The sequence below is a fragment of the Roseateles sp. AC306 genome (assembly GCF_979253795.1).
Window position 1 is genome coordinate 328,382 of record NZ_CEEDEB010000003.1, and the last position, 26,188, is coordinate 354,569.

Genomic DNA, 26,188 nt, shown 5'->3' on the forward strand with positions numbered 1-26,188 from the left:
AGGAAGTGATGACTAACCTGCATACCGTGGACGCGCCAGCAACGCCGCTGCGCGTCCTGACGCTGGACGGTGGAGGCGCCAAAGGCTTCTACACTTTGGGAGTGCTCAAAGAGATCGAGGCCATGAGCGGTTGCCCGCTACATGAGAAGTTCGACCTGATCTTCGGAACCAGCACCGGATCCATCATCGCGGCGCTGATCGCACTGGGCAAATCGGTCGACGAGATCCTGGCGCTCTATCGCGAGCATGTTCCTAAGGTGATGTCCAACCGCCGGCGGGCAACCCGTACGAGGGCACTCAACCAACTGGCCAACGAGGTGTTCCGCGACGCCGCGTTCACCGATGTCAAAACCCGCGTCGGCATCGTCGCCGCAAAGTGGTTGAGCGAGCGCCCCATGATTTTCAAGGGCAGCGTCGAGCAGGCGCATGGGCGTGCCGCGACGTTCGTGCCAGGTTTCGGCGTGCGAATCGCAGATGCTGTGCAGGCGTCGTGTTCTGCCTACCCGTTCTTCGAGCGGACCACGGTCACGACGTCGACGGGCGAGCAGATCGAATTGATCGACGGTGGGTACTGCGCCAACAACCCGACCTTGTATGCAATCGCTGACGCTGTGCAAGCGCTCAAGCGGGCGCGCGAGGACATCCGGATCGTCAGCCTCGGCTGTGGGATCTATCCAGAGCCTAAGAAGCTCAGTATGTGGTTCGCCAAGAACTTCCTCTACGGTGTCGAACTGCTGCAGAAGACATTGGAAATCAATACCCAGTCCATGGACCAGCTGCGTCAGGTGCTGTTCCACGACGTGCCCACCGTCCGGATCAGCGACGCCTTTACCCAGCCGGCCATGGCCACCGACCTGCTGGAGCACGACGTTAGCAAATTGAACGTCCTATTCACACGCGGCCGCGAGTCCTTCTCGGCGCACGAAAAGCAACTAGCCGCATTTCTGCTCTGAAGGTTGTCGAACCATGGCCATCCCTGAATCTCAACTCGATACGTGGTCGCACCAAGGGTCTATCACGCAGTCGTCGACCACATACAACAGCATCAAAGGCATCTTGGAGGGCAGCGATACGCCGTACGCCGGCAAGAACTTCAAGGTCTTCCTGCAAGGCTCTTACGGCAACGACACGAACATCTACGCCGAGAGCGACGTGGACATCGTCATTTGCCTCACCGACTGTTTTCAGAGGGATATCGATCGTCTCTCCGAGGAAGAAAAGGCGGCCTACAAGACAGCCTTTACCGACGCCGCTTACACACACGTCGAGTTCAAGGCCGACGTGGTCAAAGTGCTGGTCGACCAGTACGGCCATGCGGCCCGAGTTGGCGACAAGGCCATCGCCATCGACGCCAACGGATCCCGGCGCAAAGCCGATGTGATCGCGGCCATCCAGTTCCGCCGGTACACCAAGTTCAAATCGGTCAGCGACTCGGAGTTCACCGAGGGCATCTGCTTTCACAATGCCAAGGGCGACCCCATCGCCAACTACCCACGACAGCACTCCGCCAACCTGACGCAGAAGCACAAGGACACGTCCAAGTGGTTCAAACCGGTTGCGCGGGTGTTTAAGAACATGAGGAGCCGGCTGGTCGAAGATGGCTTGATCGCCAAGGGAAGCGCCCCGTCCTATTACCTCGAAGGGCTGCTCTACAACGTGCCGAGCGAGAAATTTCACTCGGACTACCAGACTTGTGTCGCCAATGCGATCAATTGGTACCGAAGTGAGGCTGTCAAGAAAGACCTGGTCTGCGCTAACGAGCAGTACTACTTGCTGCGGGATGGCCACCACGTTTGCTGGAACCAGGCCAACTGTGACGCCTTCGTCGACGCGGCCGTGGATCTGTGGAACGCCTGGTGACGCCGTAGAAACTTCCCGGATGCTGTCGGTTGGTTCTATGGCCCCTATCAATCGAACCGGGTCACCGTCGTGCATGAGAGATTCGAAGTGATCCGTCAGGCGTTAACTCAGCTTGCTACAGGGAGTGCACGTCGGACTTGCGGTACCACGCCCTGATCCGCTGACCGTCCCAACACAGAGTCACGTGTGGCCCCTGGGTCACGGGTACCTTGATGGCCGGCGGACGGAACACCGCAACGCATTCGCGATCCGGATCGCGGACGGAGCGATACAGCAAGCCAGTCGCACCGTTGGCTCGTTGCACCTTCGCCAGTTCTCTGGAGGCGGCATAGCTGTTCGGATCGTGGATGGCGTCCAACTGACGCACGTCGACCAGAGGTGTTTGCACGTTGGCGACGTAGCAACGCAGGTCGACATCGATGGGCAGCTGCGAAGTCGCTGAGAGGAATTTTGAGCGGTGGTAGCTCACCTCGGCCACCGCCGTCTCCAACGTCTGCGCTCCATAGTAGACGCCCCAGGTGCCGTCACTGAAACGCGAACCTTCCGGGTTCAGGTGGCAGAACGCCGCCATGACGGGCGAGCTCCCGTTGCCGAAAACGCGGTCATCCTTCGGCACCAGGTCGATCTGCCCAAGTTCCTGGCGGATGCGTGGGTTCACCAAAGCCTGGACCGCATACAGGGTGTCGAAGTCCTGGACGGACGCGACCTTTTCAAAAATCGAGACAGGCGGGAATCGACTGGGGATGAGGCGGTAGGTCGGGTTCCATGGCAGCTGAATCGTTGTCGACGTCATGAGAACTCGCCGCCTCGCATGGCATCGAGGTAGTCGGCAACCACTTTCAAGTCGCCAACCTGGCCGCCCAGCATGCGCTTGAGCGCTGGCGCGCCTCCGAACAATGGCGCTGTGTTGAGCTCACGCACCCAACCGTCGGCTCGCTCCTGAATCGGCAGCAGAATCTGCAGAGCGGCGTAGATGTTCAGGATGTATCCCAGCCGCTCCAGCGTGTCTGGCGACAACGCCGAGGCCACTTGGTCGTTGCGCCACCGATAGCAAGTAGGCTGGCTGACGCCCAAGAGGACTTCCTGTTCGCTCGGAGACAGGCCCCAGGCCTTTGCGATGTTGAAGAACGCCCGCAGGACAGCGCGGGCCGCGTCTACGGTGCCCAGGTCCTTGTGGAGAGTTTTCGTCTGTACTGCTGGCATAGGGCTGCTCCGGTTTCCCGTGCACCATTATGCATTCTATAGAATCTCCGCGCAACGAAAGTATTCTCAGGAATGCTCCTCGAAGGATGCGGGTCAGGATCGTGCGCGCCGCTCTCGAAGGGAGGCGGAATGAGGACGGGTCGGACGGTGCCTACTGGATCTGCCACACGAGCCTCAACTGCGCCGACCGCCCAAATCGACTTGCTTCAGCAGGCGAGAACTCCGAGTACTTGCGGTCACCGATGTTGTTGACGGCCAGGCTTACCTCGAGCGATTGCGAGGCGTGCCAGCCCAGCCGGACATCGGCCACGGTGTATGCCGGCACGACCGGCTCTGGCAATGCAGACGCATGCCGCACGGCGAGATCAAGTTCAACGTTGTCGAACAACGTGGCAGTCGATCGCAGCGTTAATTGGTTCTTTGGATCATTGCCAAGGTTGGGAACCGAAGATGGAGGGGATTCTTGATCTGCAGTGAGCGATTTGGCCAGATGGACCCAACCAACGCTCATGCGCCATCGCGGATGCAAGTCGATGCTTGTCCACGTCTCCAAACCGGACACACTGCCACGAGCCCTGTTCTCAACGGACGTGGGCGCCTGGCGTCCAGCCCGGAGGCGCTCGTACTTGCTGTGAAACAGCGTCGCCGAGTAGCTCACGCCAGGGAGCTGCTGGCCTCTGTATCCGAGCTCCGTCACCGTGGCCACCTCTGATTGGAAATCGGGGCCGCCCGTGATGATGTACGGGGGGTTGGCGGGGAAGAAAAACTCGCGATCCAGCCTGGCCGGCGCCCGTACGGCACGGGAGGCCGACGCCCAAAGCATGCTGCTTTCGTGCAAACGGTAACTGGCCCTTAGCGTGGGAAGCCATTCGGTGCCTGTATAGACGTTGCGCTCTGCCTTGACTCCGGCAGTCAAACTCAACTGCGGCGTGGCCGCCCACTCGTTCTGGACGAACACGTTGCTCCAGCGCAGGGACTTTTCTTCGGGGGTGAAACGAACCACCGCCGTCGGTCTCGTACGGCTCTCGGCTGTCCGGTAGCCGAGCCCCCAGATGAGTTTGTGATGCGGGCTCACCACCGGCACGTGGTTGAACTGCACGTCTAGTGTGCGCGTGCGGTCGCGGAAGATGACGTCGTCATTCCTGCGGGCCACATCCAGATAGGCTTGCAGCTGCCAATTTGAACCGTCGTCGCTGAACTGCTGCCACCGGCCGAGGACATTGCCGCCTGAAACGTCTGGACCCAGGTTGCTTCCCGCGTCTCCCCGTCCGTCGTACAGATCCGCCTGCAGGGTGGCCGTGTGATTGACCGTCTTCCAGTCCATTCGCCCCCCGAGCTGCTTCTTGACCATGTGGTCGCTGCGAGGTACGCCGTCATCGAGCTCCGTGCGGTCTCGGGAGATCTGCATCGCGTATGCCCGCCAGGCGCCGTTGTCACCCAGCTTCCCGCCTTGCCGTGCAGCAACCTGATGGCCACCTTCGCCCGCCTCGGCAAGCAGCAGTGTTCCGCTGGTGTCGAACGACGACCGGGTGATGACGTTGATCACACCGGTCACCGCGTTGGCGCCCCACAGCGTTGCACCGGGCCCACTGATGACTTCAATCCGCTCGATATCCTGAAGCAGCAATTCCTGGCTGTCCCAGAAGACGCCAGAAAAGAGCGGTGAGTAGATCGTTCGACCGTCGACCAGCACCAGCAGCTTGTTGCCGATGGTGTTGTTGAAACCGCGGGCGCTGATTGCCCACTGGTTGGCACTCAGGCGCGCCACCTGAAGGTTCGGGGCAAGCCTGAGGGCTTCGGGGAAACTGCGAGCGGTTGATCTACGGATGTCATCCGCAGTGATCACAAACAAGGAAGCCGCGGCCTCGTGCGCCGATACCGGACGCCCGGTCACCGACGTCACTTGCACGTTCGCCAGTTCCTCGAGGCTGAGGTCTACCAAGTCCCGTCCCTTGTAGGACGCCACCAGCTCGCCGCCACCGTCGGCGGCGGCGTGCGCGCTGAAGACGCAGCACGCTGCCCACAGACCGAGTAGCTCCTTAGGCCGCTGGCAGCTTTGCCGGCCAGCCATTTTTCTTCTCAAGCTCATTGAAGTGTGGCGTCGGGTGAGACGCTTGTCGCCGATTTGGTTTTTAGGCTTTCAAGAATCGGGAACAACTCCTCGAGGTCAAGCGGCTTGGTGAAGTGGTAATCGAAACCAGCCTCCACTGCTTTGCTCTTGTCCTCAGCTCGTCCCCAGCCGCTGATGGCGACGAGAAGATGCGGACGCATCTGCCCATCGTTCAGTCTTCTCGCCACGTCGTATCCATTGAGCGCTGGCATACCAATGTCCAGAATTGCAACGTCCCGGCGCTGCGCCAAGCACGCCTGCAACGCGGCCTCGCCGTCATGGACGATGTCGGCCGCGTAACCTGCGAGCTGCAACATGGTCTGGATGCTTTCGGCAAAGTCGACGTTGTCGTCGGCAATCAGCATTGACAAGCGCGATGAAGTGGTCGCAGTCGGCTCGATGGGCGGCGGCGCAGCAGGTGTCTCGACCTGAACCCTTGCAATTCTTGGCAACTTCACCGTGAAGCAGGAGCCTTTACCAGCACCCCCGCTCGACAGCGTGAGCGCTCCGCCGTGAAGCAGCACGAGTTGGCGAGCCAGCGTGAGCCCGATCCCCAGGCCGGTGTTACCACGTTCCAACCGCTTGTCTACCTGCGTGAACATCTCAAACACGGCTTCGTGCATCGCAGGGTCGATCCCGATACCGTTGTCGCGCACCGAGACGAGAACCTCCCCATCTTGGGTGTGCAGGGACACCTCAATGCGCCCACCCTCTGGCGTGTAGCGAGAAGCATTCGTCAGCAGGTTCGAGAACACCTGCTGCAGCCGCGTGCTGTCGCCTGTCACCATTGCTGGCGCGTCGGGAAGATCGCTTCGGATCTCCTGCTCACGGCCGCGCGCCACGGGCTCGATGAGTTCCACGGCCGACCGGATGATTGGGATGAGGTCGACCTGCTCGTTCTGAAGGGCAAGTTTGCCGGTCGTGATCCGCGACACGTCGAGCAGATCGTCGATCATCCGAACGATGTGGCGGAGTTGTCGAGCAAGAATTTCATGGCTTTTCCCTCGCACCGCAGGTGGAAGGTTGTCCCGTTGCAGCAGTTGGACCGCGTTGACCATCGGTGCCAGCGGGTTCCGCAGTTCGTGCGCCAGCGTGGCAAGGAATACATCCTTCTTGCGATCAGCGGCGAGCAACTGGTCCTGTGCGGCTTCCACCTCGGCCAGCATCCCGTTGAACGACTTGACCAGGACCTCGATTTCCTCGCTCGTTGGACTGCTGTCCGCACGCAGCCGCCAATCACGCTCATCCATGACCTGCTTGGCGACCTTCGTGACGGCAAGCAGCGGTTCCGTCACCGCGCGCTGCAGACGGCCGAAAACGAACCGAGCCAATGCGAGGCTGGCGAGCACCACCAATCCAAGGATCGCCGCGTAGTTGACGAGTCGTGAACCGATGTCGTGTTCTGCGACCAGATCCAGGGTGCCGACGCGTTCTCCGTCATGGTCGATCGCGTACACGATTTCCAGCAACGAGCCTTCATGCCGAACGGCTGGAACATCCCAGGGCAATGCAACTGCTGCCCGACCTGCAGCTGACCCCTGTGCTTCATAAATGGCGAACCGCGCACCGTTGATGTCGTGCACAGTCGCTCGAAGCAATCCCGGCTTCTGGCGAAGAGAACCTAACTGCAGCTCTGCGCTTTTCGCGTCGCTGAACATGAGCGCCGGCGCTACGGCACGTGCCAGCAGCTCGGCCTGCGCGCGCAGATCCTTTTCACGTTCAGCTCGAAAGCTGAAGTACTCGTAGCCAAGCATTCCACCGGCGCTGAGCAGAAGCGCCGTCGCCGTGGTCAGCATGGCGGCTCTCATGAGCTGGGAACGAAGTGACCGGACCGTCATGGCAAGGCCTCTACAACCTTGCTGGCGACGCTCAGCAGGCGGGAACTGAGCTTCAGACCGTTCCTGGCCGCAGAAGGCAATGAAGCTTCAACACGGATGCGGCCATCCAGTTCGGCCAAGTTCAACACTGCGCCCCCTGCGAGGCCGTTCGCAGAATTGGTGATGGTCAGCACAGGTTGTGCGGCAGCCTGCGCCAGCGTGCGTTGAACGTCCCTTACCGTCCCGCTTCCGACGTAGAGCACGTGCAGCTTCGGTAGCGGCGAACCGTTTGCAAGACGATGGATCTCGATCACGTGCCCCAGAACACGCCGACCAGCGGCTTGTCGGCTCAGTTCCTCGTAGACGGCGTCCGCCTCGGCGACGCCGATCAGGATCGGTGAGTCCGGTGTGGGAAAGGCTTCTGCCGGCCACTCGACAAATCCAGGCAATTTTTGAAGGTAGGCCGCTTTTACCTGAGCATCCGATGCAACGACCGCCTGCGCATTGGCGAGTTCGCCAAGCAGCAGCAGGGCCGCTGCCAGACAAGCAGCGCCCCGTTTTGCGGAACCGGCCCACATCAGCGTCGCCCAAGCGCCCGACCTTGGACGACCGCAGAGGCGGGCGAAAAATTCACTCATCGCTGCCCCTGTGCCAGGGCCGGCACGTTACCTCATATATGCAACGCTTCTGCGAGAGGCGTGCTCTAGCCACAGGCGAGTAAGGCACGTACCCGTGCCGCCTCCTTCTGCTGCAGCGCAAGGGCGGCTCTTCTTCCTGGCACCAATGTAGGGCACGCCGTTTGCTCCGTCGATGCCTTCTTCGCTCCTGCTCCCACCTGGGTATGACCAACGTAGATACCTCGGACCGTTCCGTCGCTCCTGGAGCTGCCGAGAGCCAGCTGCCCGGCCAAGACCGGACCTCCGGACGACTGTCAAGCCTCGCTCAGCGGGAACACCGGACAAGGCTGCTTCTAAGCCAGTTGGTGCTTCGCGATCAGAGTCATGGGCGCCCCAGCGCGGCCAAGTCCCACCTCACTGACCTTTCAGAAGTCGACTGCTTCGATTGGTGACTGGTCGATCGTCATGTTGGCAGGAGGGTACTGCTGGGGCCGAGGCCGTTGCCAGCGCAATTTCGCTGGTTCGAGCGCGATAGGGACTTGTCTGACATCAAAACGAGCGCTCGGGGCGTAGCGTGTCGATTCCGCTTCGGACCATGTTCGCTTGCCCTTGAACTGACGCGCTTGCGCTAACTTGATGACGACACAAGATCACCGCGTCTCGGAAGGCAGGGAGCACCTCCGCCAAAGTGAGGAACGTTTCAAGCTACTCGTCGAGGGCGTCCGCGACTATGCAATCTTCATGCTTGACCCGACGGGGCATGTACTGACGTGGAATGCTGGCGCCGAGCGGTTTAAGGGTTACACCCGAGAAGAGATCTTGGGTCAGCACTTCTCGGTCTTCTACCCGCAAGAAGCCCTTCAGCGCGGCCTTCCGCAGTTCGAGTTGCAAATGGCCAGCCGGGTTGGTTCTTTTGAAGATGAGGGCTGGCGTGTTCGCAAGGACGGCAGCTTTTTCTGGGCCAACGTGGTTATCACCGCCATGCGGGAACCACAAACCGGTGCGCTGGTGGGCTTCTCGAAGGTCACCCGGGACCTGACACAGCGACGCAATCATGAAGAAGCTCTGCGCCGCAGCGAGGAACGCTTCCGGCTGCTCGTAGAAGGGGTGTCCGAGTACGCCATCTTCATGCTCGATGTCAATGGCCACGTCGAGACCTGGAATGTCGGCGCCGAGCGGATCAAGGGCTACGCGGCCGAAGACATCATTGGCAAGCACTTTTCCGTCTTCTACCCCAGGGAGGTGGTGGAAAGTGGCTGGCCCGAGCACGAGCTGCGCGAAGCGACTGAGAAGGGCAGCTTCGTCGACACAGGCTGGCGCGTACGCAAGGACGGCACCCGGATCTGGGCCAACGTGACCATCACGGCACTGCGCGATGACGATGGCCGCCTGGTCGGCTTTGCGAAGCTCACGCGCGATCTGACGCAAAGCAAGCGCTTCGAGGCGATCGAGGCTGCGACGGCGGAGCGCGAAGCCCTGCTCGATGCAGAGCGCAGCGCTCGAATGGCCGCCCAGCGAATGACTCGTGTGAAGGACGAATTTCTCGCCACTCTTTCTCACGAGATGCGTACCCCGCTCAGCGCCATCCTGGGCTGGACGCAGATCCTGCTGCGAACCCCCGACCTGACACCCGAGCGTCGTCAAAGGGCCTACGAGGTCATTGATCGCAATGCCAAGGCACAAGTCCAGCTCATCGACGACCTTCTCGACATCAGCAGAATCGTCACGGGCAAGGTCAGACTCAATCTGCAGCAGGTGGCGCTGCAAGACGTGGTGATGGCCGCCGTCGATTCAGCGGTCCCTGGCGCCGACGCAAAGGGCATCCGCCTGGTCAACGTGATTGACTCCAGCCGCATCCTGGTCAACGGCGATGCGGCTCGTCTCCAGCAGGTGATCTGGAATCTGCTGAGCAACGCGGTGAAGTTCACACCCAAAGGCGGGCGTGTCGAAGTGCTGTTGCAGCGCGTGAATTCGCATGTCGAGCTCAGCGTGACGGACACCGGCATCGGCATTCCCGCGAGCTTCATCCCCCAGGTGTTCGAACGGTTCGCCCAGCGGGACGCGTCGACCACACGCCAGTTCGGCGGCTTAGGGCTGGGTTTGGCCATCTCCAAGCAACTGGTAGAGCTTCATGGAGGGTCTATACGAGTACATAGCCCAGGCGAAGGGCTGGGTACGACGTTTTTCGTCGAATTCCCACTATCACTCATCCAGGTGGAAGACGAGCGGGAGCGGGAACACCCAACCGTTGAGACCAGTCCAGGAGAACTTCTATCCTTGCCGAGGTTGAGCGACGTGCATCTCTTCGTCGTCGACGATGAGCCGGACGCTCGCGAGTTGCTGCACCGAGTCTTCGAAGAGCAAGGTGCCGTAGTGACTACCTTCGGTTCTGGAGCTGAGCTGCTTGAGGCGCTAGAGACGCGGCGTCCGGCGGTGATCATCAGTGATGTGGGGATGCCTGGCATGGACGGCTACCACTTGATGCGAACGCTTCGGGCGAAGGAAACGCCCGGCACAAGAATTCCAGCGGTGGCGCTGACGGCTTTCGCGCGTGCGGAGGACCGAAAGAGAGCCCTTCTGGCTGGCTTTCAGAGCCACATTGCCAAGCCCTTCGACATCGCTGAACTGATGCTGATGGTCTCGGATTTGGTGGGCCGCTAGCTCATGGCCGCAACTCTGGATGTCAACACGCCGGTGGCTGCTTCTCAACGAAGCACGCGGGCAACGAGTTCGGCGACCTCCGACGATGGAGCGACAAAGGCGAGGCCGACAATAAAGCCGCCCTCAGCAGCGCTGAAAACACTGTGGATGACGCGTGCGGAAACTACCAATTCCTTCCGTTCGCCGCCAGTTGGCACGAGGCAACGCAGCATGAAAGTCGACCCTGGCGCCAGCGGCCCATCGCTCAAGATGCCCATGCCTGCCGAACTGAGATCCAGAGTGCGAACATCCAGGTGCAGCCCACCCTTCAACAGCAGCTTTGCACGTGTGCGAAGAACCCGCCGTGGCGCGGTCCGCCGATCCTGATCTAACCTGCTCATCGCTCTGATCCTACCGAGCCGCGACACGGGGGGTGGGCGGTTGCGAGGTTTCTTGCTCGAGGGTTGCGACAAAGTAGGATTTACGGCGAACGCATCCGGGATGTGCCTGGAGCCGAAGACGCTTGACCTGCACCGGATGCCAACCCGCCGCTCTGCAAGCTTGGTGCTATGACCCGCATGCCCGCTGACACATCTAAACCGGTAAGCAATATCCGCGCGGCGTGGCGTGACCATGCTGCTGCCGTCATGGTGGTAGCGATGGCTACGGCTATTTCGTTTGCTCTCGGGGTGGTGCTGGGGCAAAACTACCCGTTCGTCACCTACTTTTTGGCCGTGGCAGCTGTCGCTTGGTTCGGGCGAACGTCGTCGTCCGTACTCACGCTCGTTGCAGGAGCCCTGTTCTCAATGCTCATTTTTGACCCGGGCGAAGGCAGCGTGATAGTCCGAGTCGGGTTCTACAGCATCGCGGCGTTCGTGGTGGTGGCCATGGGGCATGCGATGAGGCGAGCGCGCAGCGAGACGGCGGAGTTTCTCGTTGCAGCCGCCGAGCGACGGGAGCAACTGCGTACGACCCTGGCCAGCATCGGGGACGCGGTCATCACGACCGACGTGACCGGTCGCGTCACTTACCTCAACGCCGTCGCGGAATCGCTGACTGGATGGACAAACGTTGAGGCGGAGGGGCGGCCGCTGACGCGTGTCTTCAACATCGTCAACGAATCTTCCCGGTTGCCGACCGATAACCCCGCACTTCGAGCCATGAAGCAAGGCCATGTCGCTGGCCTTGCAAACCATACCTTGCTGATCGCGAAAGACGGCACAGAACGGCCGGTTGACGACAGCGCTGCCCCGATCCGCCGCACGGATGGCGAGATCACCGGCAGCGTGCTGGTTTTTCGCGACATCAGCGATCGTCTGGCTACAGAGGAGCAGCTCAAGGCGAACGAGGCAAGGCAGCGTTTTTTGGTCACGCTGGCGGACGCGATCCGCCCATTGCATGACCCGGTGACCATACAGGCCGAGGCAAGCCGCTTGCTCGGCGAGAAGCTCGGTGCGAATCGAGTGGTGTATTTCGAGATCCGCGGGGACGACTACGTCATCGAGCGAGATCACGTCGCTGGCGTTCGGCCGCTTGCCGGCAGGTACCCGGTCAGTTCGTTCGGCCCGACCCTGCTGGCTTCGCTGCTTGCGGGCCAGACGGTTGTCGAAGCCGACGCCACGACCGAACCAGGGAGGCCAAATGACGAGCAAGCGGCATTTGCGTCAATCGAGGTGCGTGGCCACGTCGACGTACCCCTTGTCAAGGGAGGGCGCTTCGTGGCTGGCCTGACCGTGCACGTTCGTGACCGGCGCGAATGGACCGAGCACGAAATCGCCGTCATCGAGGAGACGGCCGAGCGGACGTGGGCGGCAGTCGAACGGGCTCGGAGCGAAGCCGCCTTGCGTCAGAGCGAGGAGCGAGCAGCTTTCGTGCGCCGTGCCAGTGGTGTCGGATTCTGGTACTGCGATCTTCCTTTTGATGTGCTCCAGTGGGACGATCTCGTCAGGGCTCACTTCTACCTCCCGCCGGACGCTCTCGTCACGATTCAGACGTTCTACGAACGCATTCACCCGGCCGATCGTGAGCCCACCCGCTTGGCCATTGACCAAAGCATCTCGGGCAAGACCAACTATGACGTCGACTACCGCACAGTGGATCCGACGTCCGGGGCAACGAGGTGGGTGCGGGCCATTGGTAGAACGTTCTACGCGCCGGATGGCACCCCAACCCGCTTTGATGGGGTGACGCTGGACGTGAGCGAGCAGAAGCGGGCTGAAGCGAGCCTGAGGCTAAGCGAGGAGCGCCGGCGTCTGGCTCTTGAATCCGCAGAGTTGGGTTCCTGGCACCTTGACCTTGTGACGAACACTTTGACGACGGACGACCGGTTTCGCCGCATCTTCACCGGCTCCACCGAGGCGATGGACTACGACCAGGTGCTCGCGGCGATTCATCCTGCCGACCGAGAGCACATCGCAACCGCGGTGGCCGCGGCGGCTCGACCCGAGGGTTCCGATCTCTATGCCGAGGAACACCGCGTCATCCACCCAGACGGGTCAGTTCGCTGGGTCTTCGCCAAGGGGCGCGCGAACTACACGCTCGAAGGAATGCGCAGGCTCGTCAGCCTTGACGGAACGGTCGCCGACATCACGGACCGTAAGCACGTCGAGGAAGAGCGGGAGCGGCTTGTTGGACAGCTTCGCCAGCAGGACCAGCACAAAGATGAGTTCCTGGCGACTTTGGCTCACGAGCTGCGAAACCCGTTGGCGCCGATCCGCAATGGCCTTCAGATCATCCAGCTCGCGGGAGCAGAAGGCACTGTCGCGCAAGCCCGCTCGATGATGGAGCGCCAGCTCACACAGATGACCCGATTGGTTGACGATCTGCTCGACGTGAGCCGGGTGACCACAGGCAAGCTACAACTCCGGCGTGAGCGCGTGGAACTGCGCGCGATCATTTCGGCCGCGTTGGAAACCAGCCTGCCCCTGATCGAGCAAGAGGGTCACGAACTTTCGGTCGCTGTGCCGGAAGTTCCGATCCACGTGGATGGCGATCCGATCCGGCTGGCACAGGTGGTGTCGAACCTGCTGACCAATTCGGCCAAGTACACGCCGGCGAGAGGCCACATCCGGGTTTCAGTTGTGCCCGACCACGAAGGCGCGGTGCAGGTGACCGTCGCTGATGACGGCATCGGCATCCCGGAGAACATGCTTGATGCGGTGTTCGGCATGTTCAGCCAAGTGGATCGCACGCTCGAGAAGTCGACCGGGGGACTTGGCATCGGGTTGTCGCTTTCCAAAGCGCTGGTCGAACTGCACGGCGGTGCTATCGAGGCGCGCAGCGACGGAGAAGGCAAGGGAAGTGAGTTCAGGGTGCACCTACCCATCGCTGCTCCAACGTCAGCCGACGCGGCACCACGTGCGTCATCAGAACGGGCGGAGCCCTCTGGACCTCGCCGCATCCTCGTTATCGATGACAACGCTGATGCTGCGGACTCGCTCAGCCTGATTCTGGAAATCGGGGGGCATGAAGTCCGTACTGCTTACGATGGAGCGGCCGGTGTCGAAGTGGCCAGAGTGTTCAGGCCGTCCGTCGTGCTGTGCGACATCGGTATGCCGACGATGAACGGCTATGACACTGCCCGCCGGATTCGATCCGAGGCCTGGAGCGAGGACACGGTTCTCATCGCATTGACCGGATGGAGCCAGGAAAAGGACTTGCAACAAAGCGCGGATGCAGGTTTTGATCACCACCTCGTCAAGCCTGTGGAAGCAGAGATATTGACCGGCTTGGTGGCAAAGTTGCAACGCGATAGGCACCAAGCAATCAGTGCAGGCGCGCGCGGCTTCAGTAGTTGAAGGGGCGCAGCCGATGCGTATGTAGAGGTTTCGCCCGCGGCGGCCCAACGCCCAAGTGAGAACATCGGTACACGGTCGGAGTCAGCCGGACAAAGGTGCGGCGCTATCGAAGGGGCAACGTCAGTGTGAAAGTCGCGCCAAGTCCTTCCCCTGGGCTGCTGGCGTCCAGGCGACCTCCATGCGCATGCACGATGTGTTTTGCGATGGCCAGGCCAAGCCCAAGACCACCGGTGCGCCCAGACTTGCTGGCGCCCGATTGCCAGAAGTGATCGAACACGCGATCCAGGTGCTGCGCTGCGATCCCAATCCCATGGTCGGTGACGCTCAGCCGCGCAAACTCGTCTACGAGGTCGAGATGGACCTCCACAAGTCCGCCGGGACCAGAGAACTTGACGGCATTGGTCAGCAGGTTCCAGATGGCTTGCTGCAGCCGCAGTTCGTCGGCAAGGATAGGCAGCGACACAGAGGGAGCGTTGCATGAAAGGGTGACTTGGCTACCCAATGCAATGGGAGCCACGGTGTCGATCGCAGCGGCCACGATGCGCGCCAAGTCGTCATCGGCTTGCTGTAGTTCCAGCTTTCCGGCCGTCATGCGAGTGAAATCGAGCAGGTCGTCAACCAGTCGGGCCTGTGTCTCCACGTTGCGCTTGATGGCAGCAATCCCTCGGTCCAGCATCGCCGGCTCCCGCGAAGCTCGCAGAACCTCGGTCCACCCAAGGATGGCGCTCAAGGGAGTCCGCAGTTCGTGCGATACCGCCCCGAGGAATAACTCCCGCTGTTTCTGCGCCTCCTTGAACGGCGTCACGTCGTACCAGACCACCGTCGCTCCAATGATGTTGTCATCGACGGACCGTATCGGCCCAGCATTGCAACTGACGGGAAGAAGGCTGCCGTCGTAGGCCCTGATCAACCATTCCTCGTTGCGAATCACTTCGCCTCGCGTCGCTCGCCAGAGAGCCATTTCCTCCTTGCGCGCGGGTGTCTCACCGTCCGCGTGATAGACCTGCCACGCGTCCCAGGTGTGCTCATCGGCCGGGGCATGCTTGAGCATCTCCATGCCAAACCGACTGACATGTGCCAGTTGATCCTCGCCATTGAGCGCAACGGCGATTCCAACCGGGGCATGCTCCATGACCGCGCCGACGATGCGCTCTTGACGCTCCCGTGCTGTACGCGCACTGTCCAGCCGCTGCTCGGCTTCGACGGTATCCGTCACATCGATGTTGACGCCCACCAGCCGAGCGATCGGCTGGCCCGGTACCTGCGCGGCCTGGGCGCATGACATGACCCACCGCACGGTGCCATCACCGGCACAAACCCGAAAGACAAACGGATCGATCCCTCCGGTTGCGCCGGCTCGTTCTACCAACGCCTCCAGCTTGGGCGCGTCCTCGGGGTGCACCATCTGCAAAAAGCGCTCGCCCGCTTCCTGGCCAGAACCTCTTGGCAGCCGGAGCAGGTCGTAGATTTGCGGGCTCCACTGTGCGACCCCGCTTTGCGGGTCCCATTCCCAAAGCGCCATGCGGCCGGCGCGCACCGCCGCATGGAGGCTGAGCTCAACCAGTCCAGAAGCAAGTGGGTCGCTCGGAGCTTCCGGCGCGATAGCTACAAGCCAATGGACGCCATCCGAGCCAGTCGTCATGGGTACGGCTTGGTATTGCCATCCTCCCTCTGCCTGGGCCAAGTGGATGAGGTCGCTGAACGGTGCGCCCCGGGCAAGTCCTGCAAGCCAGCGGCTTCTGGCGTTGTCGCCAAGGCGCTGAAGCCAAGCTCCGCCGCGTTCCTCGCCTTGGCTGGGCAGCAACTTGACGAACGCCGCGTTCAAGCCGACAACACGGCCAGTACTGTCGCAAGCAAAGGCTGGGTGTTCGATCGCGCTCAGCGCCTTAAAAATCAAGTCCACCCTGTCCCTCTTGTAGGTGCGCAGCATCGCGCGTCATGCCGAATCATGCCCCCATTGGCAGCGACCCGTCCTGGGCCGTCCACATGGCGTGCCCCGCCGTAGACCGCTACTCGTCGCCCGCCGTACCTAAGACAAGGCGAACACGTTCTACCAGCGCCCCGAAGCAGTCGGCCTGCACATCTGAAGATCAAAGGGCCCGAGCGTTGCCGGTTCAGCCGATCCGGATACAGCGACCAGGACGGCGGCCTCGGCGAGTTTCCCCCTGAGCGCCGATGCCAAGTCAAAACCATCAAAGCCGGTTGCGTTGACGTCGATGAGGACAAGAGCGGGCTGATGCTCGGCTGCAGAAACCAACGCCTCAGTAGCCGTGGAAGCGCAAGCCACAGTTCGGCTTCCTCCCTGAAAGCGCTGGGAGAGCGTTATCGAGGACTCCCTGTCGGCGTCGACGATGAGCACATGGAAGGCCGCCAGCGGGTCGTCTGGATGCGTAGAAAACAGGGTTTCGAAAAACTTCTTGGCAATCATGGCTCTCGATCGTCAGGCTGCGAACGTCGCCGATGCGCTTGCGACGTCTCACACGGCAAGCTACCCGCCCGTCCGGTTGAAGGATAGCTCGGCCCACGCGGCAAACGCCGGGCCTAACGTCCGCGCGCGTCACCGGGGGCGCCGTATAGTCATTTGATTCTGCGCCTGCCGCGCATCCCTCCAAGGTGGCGCCATGGAAGCACCGGTCCCGACGAAAGAGGTCGAGCGCCTCGAAGCGCTGCACCAGTGCCAGATCTTGGACACGCCGTCAGAAGCGACGTTCGATGACATCACCAGCTTGGCTGCGGCGCTCCTTCGCATGCCGGTCTCGCTGGTGTCACTCATCGACGAGACGCGTCAGTGGTTCAAGTCCCGTCACGGGCTGGACCTTGAACAGACGCCCAGAGCCATCTCGTTCTGCGCCCACGCGATCATGCAGCCCGGGGTGTTTGAGATCACCGACGCGTTGAGCGATCAGCGCTTCAAGGACAACCCCATGGTGACGGGAGAGCCGCATATTCGCTTCTACGCCGGCGCGCCCCTCATCACAGCGGATGGCCAGGCGCTTGGTACCCTGAATGTCATTGATACGGTTCCGCGCAAGCTGTCGGATCTGGACCGGCGGGCATTGACGGTGCTGGCCAAGCAAGTCACCGTCCAGCTGGAGCTGCGCCGGTCAGCGCATCGGCTGTGCCTGGAAGTCCGCGAGCGAGAGGAAAGCGAAGGACGACTCCGGCAAGCCTATGAGCAGGTCATCGAGGACCTTCGCGAGGCCAAGCGCTTCAGCGACCAAGTCACCCAAATCATGCCAAGCGTCGTCTACGTGTACGACCTCGTCGAGCGACGCTGCGTCTTCACGAACCGCGCCGTCGCGCGTGCGCTCGGCCACGACGTCGGCGATGTCACGTCGGATGCAGACCCCATCAGCCGTTTCATGCATCCGGAGGACCAGAAGCGCTTCGTCGAGCACATGTCACGGGTGGTTGGCTTTCAGGGGGATGAGACTGCAGAGCTGATTTACCGGATGCAGCACTCGGACGGCACCTGGCGATGGTTTCAGGGCTGTGACGCTGTTCTGCAAAGACGCCCCGACGGCACTGTGCACAGCATCGTGGGCACCGCTACCGACATCACTGCGATCAAGCAGGCCGAACTCAATAACCGGGCTAGCGAGCAGCGGCTGCGTGCCCTGGCGGAGTCCTCGGCGGTCGGCATCGCGACCGCAGATGCATCTGGGCTGCTCAAATACATCAACGAACGCGGGAGCGACATCGTCGGCCTGGACATGGCCGACTGCTTAGGCCATGGCTGGCAGCGCACCTTGCACCCCGACGACCGAGAGGGGGTCGTCGCAGGGTGGGCCGTAGGAATCGCCGATGAGGAACCGCGTCAGGCAGAGTTTCGTTTCGTGCATCTGGATGGCAGCGAGATCTATGTGCTTGCAGAATGCAGGCCGCTGTTGGAGGCGGGTGTCGATCAGGCGGCGTTCGTGATCACCCTGGTCGACGTGACCGCATCGCGTCAGGTCGAACAGCACCGCCTCGCGCGCGCCGCCGCTGAGCAGGCCAACAAGGCCAAGAGCCAGTTCCTTGCCCACATGAGCCATGAGTTCCGGACGCCCTTGAATGCCGTTCTCGGCTTCGCGCAACTGATGCAAATCGAGAACTCCGCGAGCGATCCCAGGTCCGGCGAACGCATCGGGCAGATCGTTCGCGCTGGCGAGTGGCTCCTAGCCCTGGTCAACGAAACGCTGAACCTCGCAAAGGTCGAAGCCGGCGTCGTCGAGCTTCACATCAAGAAGATTGAGCTTGGCCCCTTGGTTCGGACCTGCATCGAGCTGGTCGGCGAGTCGGCTCGGGAGATGGACGTCCGCCTCGACGTTCGGATGGAACAAGACGGGGGCCTCCATGCATGGGGCGACGCTACCCGGTGCAAGGAGATCGTCATCAACCTCCTGTCGAACGCCATCAAATACAACCAACGCGGCGGCACGGTGACCGTGGAGGCAGGCGTCGAAGATGGCGTGGTGCGTCTATCCGTGGAGGACACCGGCAAGGGCATCCCAGAGGAAAAGCTACCACTTCTCTTCCAACCCTTTCAACGGCTCGGTGCGGAAAACACCGGCGTCCCTGGCACGGGTCTCGGACTCGCGATCTCCAGCCGGCTTGCCGAACTGATGAGCGGACAGCTGTCCGTTCAAAGCACGGTGAATGTCGGCACGACGTTCACCCTGTGCTTGCCTCATCAACCCGACAGTAACGATTCCGTCTGGGCCGTCCTGCCGGCATAGATCCGCGTCGTTCGTGGCAAACGACGCGTTAGCCTCAGGCTGCTTGGGCTTCGCCCAGCAGTTCGGCCTTGCGTGCCGCGATCTCTTCACCCAGTGCGTCGAGATCCAGATCAGATTTGCGCACCTTGGGGAACATCTCCCCTTCTTCCTCCTTGACGTGGTGATCGATGTACTCGCCCAGTACCTTGACTTTGGCGTCATATAGCGGATCGTCCGGCGTACCAGCTTCAATCTGCGCGATGAGATCCTTCGCACTGGCATGCTCAACGTCGGCTTCGTCGATGAGGTCCTCATCCTCGCCGAGCACCTCACGGGCGGCCGGGTAGAAGATCTCCTCTTCGGCGGTAGCGTGCGCTGTCAGCATTGCGCAGATCTGCGCTGCAAGTTCTTGCTTATCCGCAGCGTCACCATCGGCTTCTGCGAGCTTGTCGTACGCCTTGAACAACTTCTTGACCTCCTTGTGGTCTGCCGTCAGCAGATCAATTGCGTCAGGGTTGCGGGCGGCGGTCCTTCGGGCGGCAGGTTTCCGTGTCGAGCTTTTGGTGGCCTTGGCTGAGGTCGGCATGGTTGTTCCTATGGCTAGTGGCAAATGCACGCAGGCGAGGCCGCGCGAGGAGCCCAAAGGATGCCGTGCACAGGGGACCACAGACGTAGGACGCCGCCCAAACAGCGGGGGCTGCGGGCCGTTGGCGCTTCCCCGAGCCAATCTGCGAGGTTGCGGGAACGTTGCTCGCCCGTTCTGTTTTCAACGACACGCCCTGAACGGTCGCAGCCCACAGGCTACGGCCCAACTGATGGCGAGGGGACCAGCGCTTGGGCACAACAGAGATATCCACGACCTCGGCTTCCAACCTCGACACACGGCTCATCGTGATCGGCGCATCTCTGGGTGGGGTTGCTGCCCTTCGGCAAATCTGCAGCGGCCTGCCAAGCGACTTCAAGGCTCCAGTTTGCGTGGTCTTGCACACCGGCGCTCACAAGATTAAGGCCGAGCCGTTCGTCTCATCTAGCAGCGCTTGCGGAGGCTTCAGCGGCTCAGCGAAAGCTAGTGATTTCTTCCTTGAAAGAGAAGTTACTTCGCGACACGCGTCGCAAGGAGCTCCCGCCGGACGCGTGTTGGTTAGCAAAGTCCGACTCGTCGGCTGGGTTACGGATCGAGGCGCGCATACGCCGCCGCAGAGTAACCGTCCGGCGAAGGCATCTTGACCCGGCACTATGGTGCTCCGAGCCACCGTCGGATGTCACGGCCTGCGTGGCCCCAACATAGTGATGACGGCGAGGCGGTACGCCTTGCGTCCGGGCTGCTGAGTGGTACCAATTTCCAGGGTGGCTGGACGACTACAGACCGCACGCTCGCTGCATCGATACTTACCGCGTCAGCAAGCAGCTTGGCAAGGATGGAGGTATCACCCACTATGGTTGCGGAGTCGACATCAAACGCTGCTATTGCCTATGAGGAGGCCCAGGAGATCAAGTCGCGCATGCTCGCTGACACGGAACGGCGGGTGATGAGCGGTACCGCATGGCTTGCACCGACGGATCTGTACTCTGAACTGCAGACGAATCCTTTGGATGGCGACGCCATGCTGGCCCGCTGGCTAGCGCACGGGCAACTTTTCGCGTTGGAGCGGGATGGGCTTCAGATCTTCCCTCGCTATGCGTTTAATTCCGCCCTAGAACCAGTGCCCAGCCTTCGTGAGGTGCTCAAAGTGATGCAGGGCAGGTCTCCTTTTCAGATAGCGGCATGGTTCGAATCTACAAGCAGCTTCCTAGCTGGCAAGCGCCCGCGGGAGGTGCTGTTGCAGGACGGCGCGGCGGTTGTGATGGCCGCCCAGCACTGGGCGGAGGGCCCAATCCATGGGTAACAAAACTGGGCAAAACTCGTAATGCGTCGCGGCCTCCCGCCGGCTTGTGCAACCGCGACGCGCACGGCGAAGCACAGAAGGCGACTCGAGACCTTCCACCGCTTGTCGTTGCTTTCGCTGTCCGGCTAAAAGAAGGCGGTCGCTAACAGGACGATGGCCAGTCGCGCTGCCACCGCGCAGTAGACGCGCTGCCCCACCCGGAGGGCAGCCAGATCCATGCCTTGCGTCCTGCGCGTCAGCGCGTGATGCCTCCCTTCAGTGTCGCCAACCAAGACCAGGCGATATTCGGGTACGACGGCGATGACGACTGTCTCTACTTTGCGGACCCTTGGCTCTCCTGCCAGCCACTCCAGCAGCCGGGTAAGGCTGCGTTTGTATGCGTCCGGCTATCCCAGGGCTGACCTTGCAACGCTTGAGCAGGAAGAAACATCGGCGCAGAAGTCGCAACGCCGCTGCAAAGCGCACGACGCTTCCCCTAGAACCGCAAGCAAATCTGGCAGGAACTTCGGGTAGTCTGATCGCCAGAGGCAGCCATCGATGGAGTTTTCTGAGCTCTTCACCCAAGGCGCCAGGCTGGTGCTCCCCGTGGCATGGAGGAAGGGCCTCACTTCCTACTTTGACTACACGGGGCCCAACATAGAGCTACTGGTGTCGGACGCCAGTCTGAAAGCGGCGATCCACCGAATCCTTCTTGGTATGACGGACTGCCTCGACGGAGGGTTTCTCATGTTCACAGCGGAGGCTCATGCCCCAGTGGACGGGATGAGCCGTGTGGCCATCCATGCAGCAGGTAGCGGCGACATTGCGGCGGACCTGCACAAGGTGCTTGACCGGTTGCAGATGCGGGCCACGCCGGATTCAGGCCATGGTTTGGATCGCCCTTCGGAGGCGTACGGCGTCTGCCCGGCCACGGGTGGTCGAGTCCAATTCGTCGATGCAGGTGCGAACGGCTTGGTGCTTTCCGTCGAAACGCACGTCCAAGCGGTGCAAATGCCCGATCACGTCGGGCGGCATGCCAAAGCTGATGGCGCCGTGGCCTGGCTGGTGAGCCCCAGCCACGGCCGGCTCGATTCCGTCGATCGTCGCTTGCGGCGTCTGGGCTGGCGAACTAAAAGCTTTGGCTCGCTGGAGGAAGTGCAGTCGCTGTTGCTCGGCGCCAAGATGCCGCGCGATGAAGCACCCATGTTGCTCATCGTCACGGAAGTCAGCGGCTCGGAGCTGTCGGCGATGGAAAGGGTCGCCACAACCCACCCCGGCCTGAGTACCGTGCTGGCGGTGCTCGCTGGTTCGTACTCCCTCACGGCCCGCGAACGCAGTCAGGTCGACGTGCGCGTCCTGCCGCTAAGCCCGGCTGAATTGGAACGCTTCACCATTCGCGTCGATCGTCGGCTCTCGAGCGACGTGGCACGCGAGACATCGCCGATGCCCTTGTACGCCCATGACGCCAAGCGGGTGCTGGTAGTCGATGACAGCGAGGTGAACCAGATGCTGGCACGCGCGCAGTTGGAGGTGCTGGGCTATGAAGTGGGCGAGGCACGCGACGGGGAGGCGGCGATTCACGCATGCCTGGATCGCGCGCCCGACGTTGTCCTCATGGATGTCGAGATGCCCGTGGTCGACGGTCTGGAGGCCACTCGTCGCATTCGTGGCTTGCAGCAGATCGGATCTATGGCGCCCTTCCCAATAGTCGCCTCAACAAGCATCCCGGACTATCGACAAGCGTGTATCGAGGCCGGCATGGACGGGTTTCTTTTAAAGCCGGTCGACCAGAAGCTCCTGTCGGACGAATTACATCGCGTGTTGCCAATGCGTCCAATAAGCCCGTTGGAAGATTTTGGCTGATTCAGCTTGTTGGCGGCACGCTTAAACTCGTCAACAAACAAGCATACGTGAATTAATGCTGAACAATTGGCGCGCATTCCTGGATTTACGCCGACATTGAACAAAAATCAATCACTTTCCAGGAAGAATCACTATTGGCAACGAAATGACGGATCGAAGGAAAGTCTTAGCACTGGTATCGGGCCTATTGATCTCGCGGCAGTCGATTTCGCAATCCTTGGCCGACAAGCCGATCACTATCTACGTCGCGTATCCAGCCGGAGGGCCTGCAGACCTCATGGCCCGAACAGTCGGTGCAATTCTGTCGGAACGCCTCGGACATCCGGTTGTAGTGGAAAACAAGCCAGGTGCTGGAGGTCAGCTCGCAGCGGGAGCGGTACTAAGGTCAAAAGGAGATGGGTATTCCTTGCTTCTTGGTGATACCTCGACCTTAGGTGTAAACAAGTATCTGTACAAAGACTTCAACCATGATCCGCTCATAGATTTGGAGCCAGTCGCGCCTTTGCTGCAAATGCCCATGGTCATGTGGACCTCGCAGCACAGCCCCTATTTCACGGTTTCAAAGCTGGTGGAGGCCTCGCGGAAAAAGACGCTGAACTTTGCGTCCCAGGGCAATGGCACTATTGGCCATCTGTTGGCCGAAATGCTGCGGGTGGCTACCGGCGGAAACTTCAACCACATCCCATACAAAGGCTCAGCGCCCGCCATAACTGCGCTGCTGGGAGATGAAGTCGATCTTCTGTTCGACGGGTTGGGACCTGGTCTTCCATATCTTTCCAGTGGCAAGCTGCGGGCTCTCGCAACAGCAGGACCGCGTCGCGTTCCGCAGCTGCCTGACGTACCCACCACAGCGGAGGCCGGTGTCGCAAGTGTGGCGCTGACCGTCTGGTTCGGGATGGTTGTCAGATCGGGGACTCCGCCCGCTGCAATCCGATTGTTGACTGACGAGATTTCCCAAGCCATGAAGCAGCCTCAAGTCGTCAAGCGGTTCGCCGACTTTGGGTTCCAGCCGCTTGATATGACGGCAGCAGAGTTTTCTCGGTTCGTTCGCAGTGAGGCAAGGCGGTGGGAACCGCTCCTCAAGGAGCTGAATGTTTTGCCAGGCGCGCTGTGAAGTTGGCGACTGAAACTGGAAATTGGCCGATTTCGCCGACGGGCAACTCTGCCACCTATGCGTCAAAGACAGCGAATCTATTGCGTCCCGCTCCTTTGGCCTCATAGAGTGCCTGATCAGCGCGGGCGATGAGCTCCGTGGCGGTCAGCTCGTTCAGGCGCATAAAGGCGCTTTCGTGGTCAGGCGCGATGGCCTCGATCACCGCGATGCCGATGCTTGAAGTCACCTTCAATTCTTGCTCCTGCAGCGCCAAGGGCTCCTGCATGGCAGCCACGATCTTGGCGGCTACAAGGCTACCTTCCTCGGGTTCGTGAAGCCCTTCCAGGATGATGACGAATTCGTCTCCAGACAGTCGTGCGACGGTGTCCGTCGTCCGAACCGCTGCCTGCAAGCGCCTGGCAAAACCAATCAGCACTTCATCGCCGACACCATGGCCGTAGGTGTCGTTGATCTGCTTGAAGTAGTCAATGTCAAGGTACATCAGCGCCATCGCCCGGCCGCTGCGTTGGCTGCGCGCCAGCGCTTCGTCGAGCCTCTCGCGGAACCGCCGCCGGTTCGGCAACTGGGTCAACGTGTCGGTACGAGCAAGCTCCAACAGTGTCTTCTCGGCACGTTTGAGTTCGGTGACGTCGAAGGTCATGACGTAGAAGCCCTTGACCTCCCCGTGCTCACCCAGGTCGGGCACAAGGTTCGCCTGGCGGTGGCTGCCTTCAATCTTGAGCGAGGGAAACTCGAAGCTCACTTCCTCGCCCGCGAGCACGCGGTCTAGGTACGGTGCGTGCTGCAGGAAAGTTGCTTCTCCGATGGCGGAGCGCATGTCGTAGTCTTTTTCGACATCAAGCTGAAACAACCGGCGCGCGGGCTCGTTGACGAAATGCATGCGCAAGTCGGCGTCGAAGTAGGCGATCGATGCCGGTACGTGGTCCGCGATGTCCCGCGCGCGTTTTTCGCTGGCCGCGAGTTCGGCTTGCGCTCGCTTTCGATCAGTGATGTCCCGCAAGAAGGCGTTGGCAATGTAGACGTCCCCATGCCGGATCGAGGCCACAGAAAGCTCGACGGGGATCTCATGACCATCCTTATGCAAAGACGGCACCTCGATCCGTCGATCCACCACGGGCCCTGTTCCGGTATGGATGAACTGAGCGAACCCTGCCTCGTGGGCCGCCCTCATCCCTGCAGGAATCAAGACCTGGCTCAAGCGCTTGCCAAGGACCTCCGCCTTCGTCCATCCGAAGGTGGCCTCGGCCTGGCGGTTCCACTCCTTGATGTTGCCGCTTTCGTCAATGCTGACAAAGGCGTCAGGCGCATGAGCCAGAAAGGCGCTGACCCGTGCCGCGCGCGCCTGCAACTCCGCCTGCACACTCTCTCGCTCCAGCATCAGCGAGTCAAACGTTCGCGCCATGTTGCGAATTTCAGGTTGGGACGGGTTCGCCTCGTACGGTGTGTATGTTGTGAGGCCGCGCGCTCGCTGCATGTGATCGTGCAGCCGCGTCAAGGGTGAGAGCTGCCAGTTCAGCACGGTCAGCGTGAGCGCGCCGGCCAGCATCGTCAGCACGATGGCCCCACCGATGGCAAGCCGTTCGATCCGGTCGATCTCCAGGAACGCCTCATTCTTGGGGTAGATCGCCCCGAGTACCCAGTTGGTCTGCTTGGTCTGCTTGAACGCATACAGGCCATGGACGCCCACCCGGTTGACGCCCTCGGTGGTTCCTTCGAACCCAGCAATGGCGCGTGCCGTTGCCTCATTGCGCCCACCCTCTGCATCCGTGTGCTTGAGGATGCGGTTCTTTCTCGGGGAATCGATGACGATCCCTTCTGTGTTCGTGATGAACATGTAGCCAGTCTTGCCGAACTTGATCCGCGACAGCTCACCGAGGAAATTCTCTTCCTTCAGATTGATGGAGCCAGAGATGACCCACCGCACCGCGCCTTGCTCATCGAGAACCGGCTGAGTGATTGCGATCTGGGCTTGGCCGCTTAGCCGATTGAGGTAGGGCTGGGAAATGACACCCGACCGCTGAGTCACGGTATCGGCGAAGTAGGGCCGATCAGCGACGTTGATCTTCCCGATGCGATCAGCGCCGTTGAGGTTGGCCACCAAGTCGCCCTTCAGGTTCAAGATGGCTACGTTGTCGAAGTTTTCCCGAAGGGACTTCTCGTGGGCCGCGAGGAACGCTTGAAGGGGAGCGCTTTCCAAAAAGCGCTGGTACTGCAAGCTGGCGCTGAAGTTGCGCAGCAAACTGCGGCGACTGATGAACTTTTGATCAACCGCGTCAGCAAGCGCAGATATCCGCGCGAACTGCTCCTGCGCAATCGAATCTTGCATGTGCCGCTTGACGAAGAACAGCGCGGAGGTGGCGAGGCCGAGCGTCGTCGCCAGCACGATGGCGATGACCCCCATGCTGAGCCGCAGGCGTAGGCTCAACGATCTGGCTTTTCTTCTGAACGGCAAGACGGTCTTCCATCCGGTGGTCCGGCTTTGGCTGGTGGGGCCTTCTGACCCTCTTTCTCCCCTGGCTGCCGGGATCGTAGCGGCCCGCGAGCACTCACCCGACGAGGGCTACGCTGAATAGGCCGCCGACTTGCAAGCTTCGCGAAGGATGGC

At 61.2% G+C, this 26,188-nt stretch carries 19 protein-coding genes; 9 read left to right on the forward strand and 10 right to left on the reverse strand.

Annotated elements, in window-relative coordinates; genetic code table 11:
- Nucleotides 1–8 precede the first annotated feature (8 nt).
- Nucleotides 9–953 (forward strand): patatin-like phospholipase family protein, encoded by a 945-nt coding sequence (locus AC0IZJ_RS09560; protein WP_471848978.1) that lies wholly within the window; start codon nucleotides 9–11, stop codon nucleotides 951–953.
- Between the two features lie 13 nt (nucleotides 954–966).
- On the forward strand, nucleotides 967–1,860 hold the full coding sequence (locus tag AC0IZJ_RS09565) for a nucleotidyltransferase domain-containing protein (RefSeq protein ID WP_471848980.1): 894 nt from the start codon (nucleotides 967–969) through the stop codon (nucleotides 1,858–1,860).
- 115 nt (nucleotides 1,861–1,975) lie between these two features.
- Here the strand turns inward: AC0IZJ_RS09565 and AC0IZJ_RS09570 are convergent, their stop codons facing one another.
- The 5 genes from AC0IZJ_RS09570 to AC0IZJ_RS09590 all read right to left on the reverse strand — a co-directional run bounded on the left by AC0IZJ_RS09570 (nucleotide 1,976) and on the right by AC0IZJ_RS09590 (nucleotide 7,628).
- A complete protein-coding gene (locus AC0IZJ_RS09570) occupies nucleotides 1,976–2,653 on the reverse strand; it encodes an RES family NAD+ phosphorylase (RefSeq protein ID WP_471848982.1) in 678 nt (225 codons plus the stop codon).
- Nucleotides 2,650–3,063 carry an antitoxin Xre-like helix-turn-helix domain-containing protein gene (locus tag AC0IZJ_RS09575; RefSeq protein ID WP_471848984.1) on the reverse strand — a complete coding sequence of 138 codons (414 nt, stop codon included), beginning with the start codon at nucleotides 3,061–3,063 and terminating at the stop codon, nucleotides 2,650–2,652. The genes AC0IZJ_RS09570 and AC0IZJ_RS09575 overlap by 4 nt, the downstream gene beginning before the upstream one ends.
- A gap of 151 nt (nucleotides 3,064–3,214) precedes the next feature.
- Entirely contained in the window at nucleotides 3,215–5,152 is a 1,938-nt protein-coding gene (locus AC0IZJ_RS09580; RefSeq protein ID WP_471848986.1) for a TOL_0244 family TonB-dependent receptor, read from the reverse strand.
- Nucleotides 5,149–7,011 (reverse strand): sensor histidine kinase, YfiR-like protein-associated, encoded by a 1,863-nt coding sequence (locus AC0IZJ_RS09585; RefSeq protein WP_471848988.1) that lies wholly within the window; start codon nucleotides 7,009–7,011, stop codon nucleotides 5,149–5,151. The genes AC0IZJ_RS09580 and AC0IZJ_RS09585 overlap by 4 nt, the downstream gene beginning before the upstream one ends.
- Entirely contained in the window at nucleotides 7,008–7,628 is a 621-nt protein-coding gene (locus AC0IZJ_RS09590) for a TOL_0243 family YfiR-like periplasmic protein (protein ID WP_471848990.1), read from the reverse strand. Before AC0IZJ_RS09590 ends, AC0IZJ_RS09585 begins: the two co-directional genes overlap by 4 nt.
- A gap of 615 nt (nucleotides 7,629–8,243) precedes the next feature.
- Between AC0IZJ_RS09590 and AC0IZJ_RS09595 the strand changes: the two genes are divergently transcribed.
- On the forward strand, nucleotides 8,244–10,268 hold the full coding sequence (locus AC0IZJ_RS09595) for a PAS domain-containing hybrid sensor histidine kinase/response regulator (protein ID WP_471848992.1): 2,025 nt from the start codon (nucleotides 8,244–8,246) through the stop codon (nucleotides 10,266–10,268).
- 44 nt (nucleotides 10,269–10,312) lie between these two features.
- Here AC0IZJ_RS09595 and AC0IZJ_RS09600 read toward each other — a convergent pair whose 3' ends face one another.
- The gene (locus AC0IZJ_RS09600; RefSeq protein WP_471848994.1) at nucleotides 10,313–10,648 is read right to left on the reverse strand and encodes a PilZ domain-containing protein; all 336 of its coding nucleotides are present in this window, start codon (nucleotides 10,646–10,648) and stop codon (nucleotides 10,313–10,315) included.
- A gap of 168 nt (nucleotides 10,649–10,816) precedes the next feature.
- Here AC0IZJ_RS09600 and AC0IZJ_RS09605 point away from each other — a divergent pair, with 168 nt between their 5' ends.
- Entirely contained in the window at nucleotides 10,817–14,044 is a 3,228-nt protein-coding gene (locus AC0IZJ_RS09605; protein ID WP_471848996.1) for a PAS domain S-box protein, read from the forward strand.
- A 103-nt stretch (nucleotides 14,045–14,147) separates the two neighbouring features.
- Here AC0IZJ_RS09605 and AC0IZJ_RS09610 read toward each other — a convergent pair whose 3' ends face one another.
- The gene (locus AC0IZJ_RS09610) at nucleotides 14,148–15,974 is read right to left on the reverse strand and encodes a sensor histidine kinase (RefSeq protein WP_471848998.1); all 1,827 of its coding nucleotides are present in this window, start codon (nucleotides 15,972–15,974) and stop codon (nucleotides 14,148–14,150) included.
- A gap of 120 nt (nucleotides 15,975–16,094) precedes the next feature.
- Nucleotides 16,095–16,472, reverse strand: a complete 378-nt coding sequence (locus AC0IZJ_RS09615; protein WP_471849000.1) for a response regulator — start codon at nucleotides 16,470–16,472, stop codon at nucleotides 16,095–16,097.
- Between the two features lie 193 nt (nucleotides 16,473–16,665).
- On the opposite strand from AC0IZJ_RS09615, the gene AC0IZJ_RS09620 reads away from it, so the two are divergent.
- Nucleotides 16,666–18,762, forward strand: coding sequence for an ATP-binding protein (locus AC0IZJ_RS09620; RefSeq protein WP_471849002.1), 2,097 nt, complete (start codon nucleotides 16,666–16,668; stop codon nucleotides 18,760–18,762).
- Between the two features lie 34 nt (nucleotides 18,763–18,796).
- Here AC0IZJ_RS09620 and AC0IZJ_RS09625 read toward each other — a convergent pair whose 3' ends face one another.
- A complete protein-coding gene (locus tag AC0IZJ_RS09625; protein ID WP_471849004.1) occupies nucleotides 18,797–19,327 on the reverse strand; it encodes a hemerythrin domain-containing protein in 531 nt (176 codons plus the stop codon).
- Nucleotides 19,328–19,632: 305 nt separating this feature from the next.
- On the opposite strand from AC0IZJ_RS09625, the gene AC0IZJ_RS09630 reads away from it, so the two are divergent.
- The 4 genes from AC0IZJ_RS09630 (at nucleotide 19,633) to AC0IZJ_RS09645 (ending at nucleotide 23,583) form a co-directional block, all read left to right on the forward strand.
- Complete coding sequence (locus AC0IZJ_RS09630; RefSeq protein WP_471849317.1) at nucleotides 19,633–19,968, forward strand: chemotaxis protein CheB; 336 nt, start codon at nucleotides 19,633–19,635, stop codon at nucleotides 19,966–19,968.
- A 275-nt stretch (nucleotides 19,969–20,243) separates the two neighbouring features.
- A complete protein-coding gene (locus AC0IZJ_RS09635) occupies nucleotides 20,244–20,627 on the forward strand; it encodes a hypothetical protein (RefSeq protein ID WP_471849006.1) in 384 nt (127 codons plus the stop codon).
- Between the two features lie 537 nt (nucleotides 20,628–21,164).
- Nucleotides 21,165–22,469: a response regulator gene (locus AC0IZJ_RS09640; protein ID WP_471849008.1), complete on the forward strand. Its 1,305-nt coding sequence runs from the start codon at nucleotides 21,165–21,167 to the stop codon at nucleotides 22,467–22,469.
- Between the two features lie 277 nt (nucleotides 22,470–22,746).
- Entirely contained in the window at nucleotides 22,747–23,583 is an 837-nt protein-coding gene (locus tag AC0IZJ_RS09645; RefSeq protein WP_471849010.1) for a Bug family tripartite tricarboxylate transporter substrate binding protein, read from the forward strand.
- A gap of 55 nt (nucleotides 23,584–23,638) precedes the next feature.
- Here AC0IZJ_RS09645 and AC0IZJ_RS09650 read toward each other — a convergent pair whose 3' ends face one another.
- Nucleotides 23,639–26,008 (reverse strand): sensor domain-containing diguanylate cyclase, encoded by a 2,370-nt coding sequence (locus tag AC0IZJ_RS09650; protein ID WP_471849012.1) that lies wholly within the window; start codon nucleotides 26,006–26,008, stop codon nucleotides 23,639–23,641.
- Nucleotides 26,009–26,188: the final 180 nt, after the last annotated feature.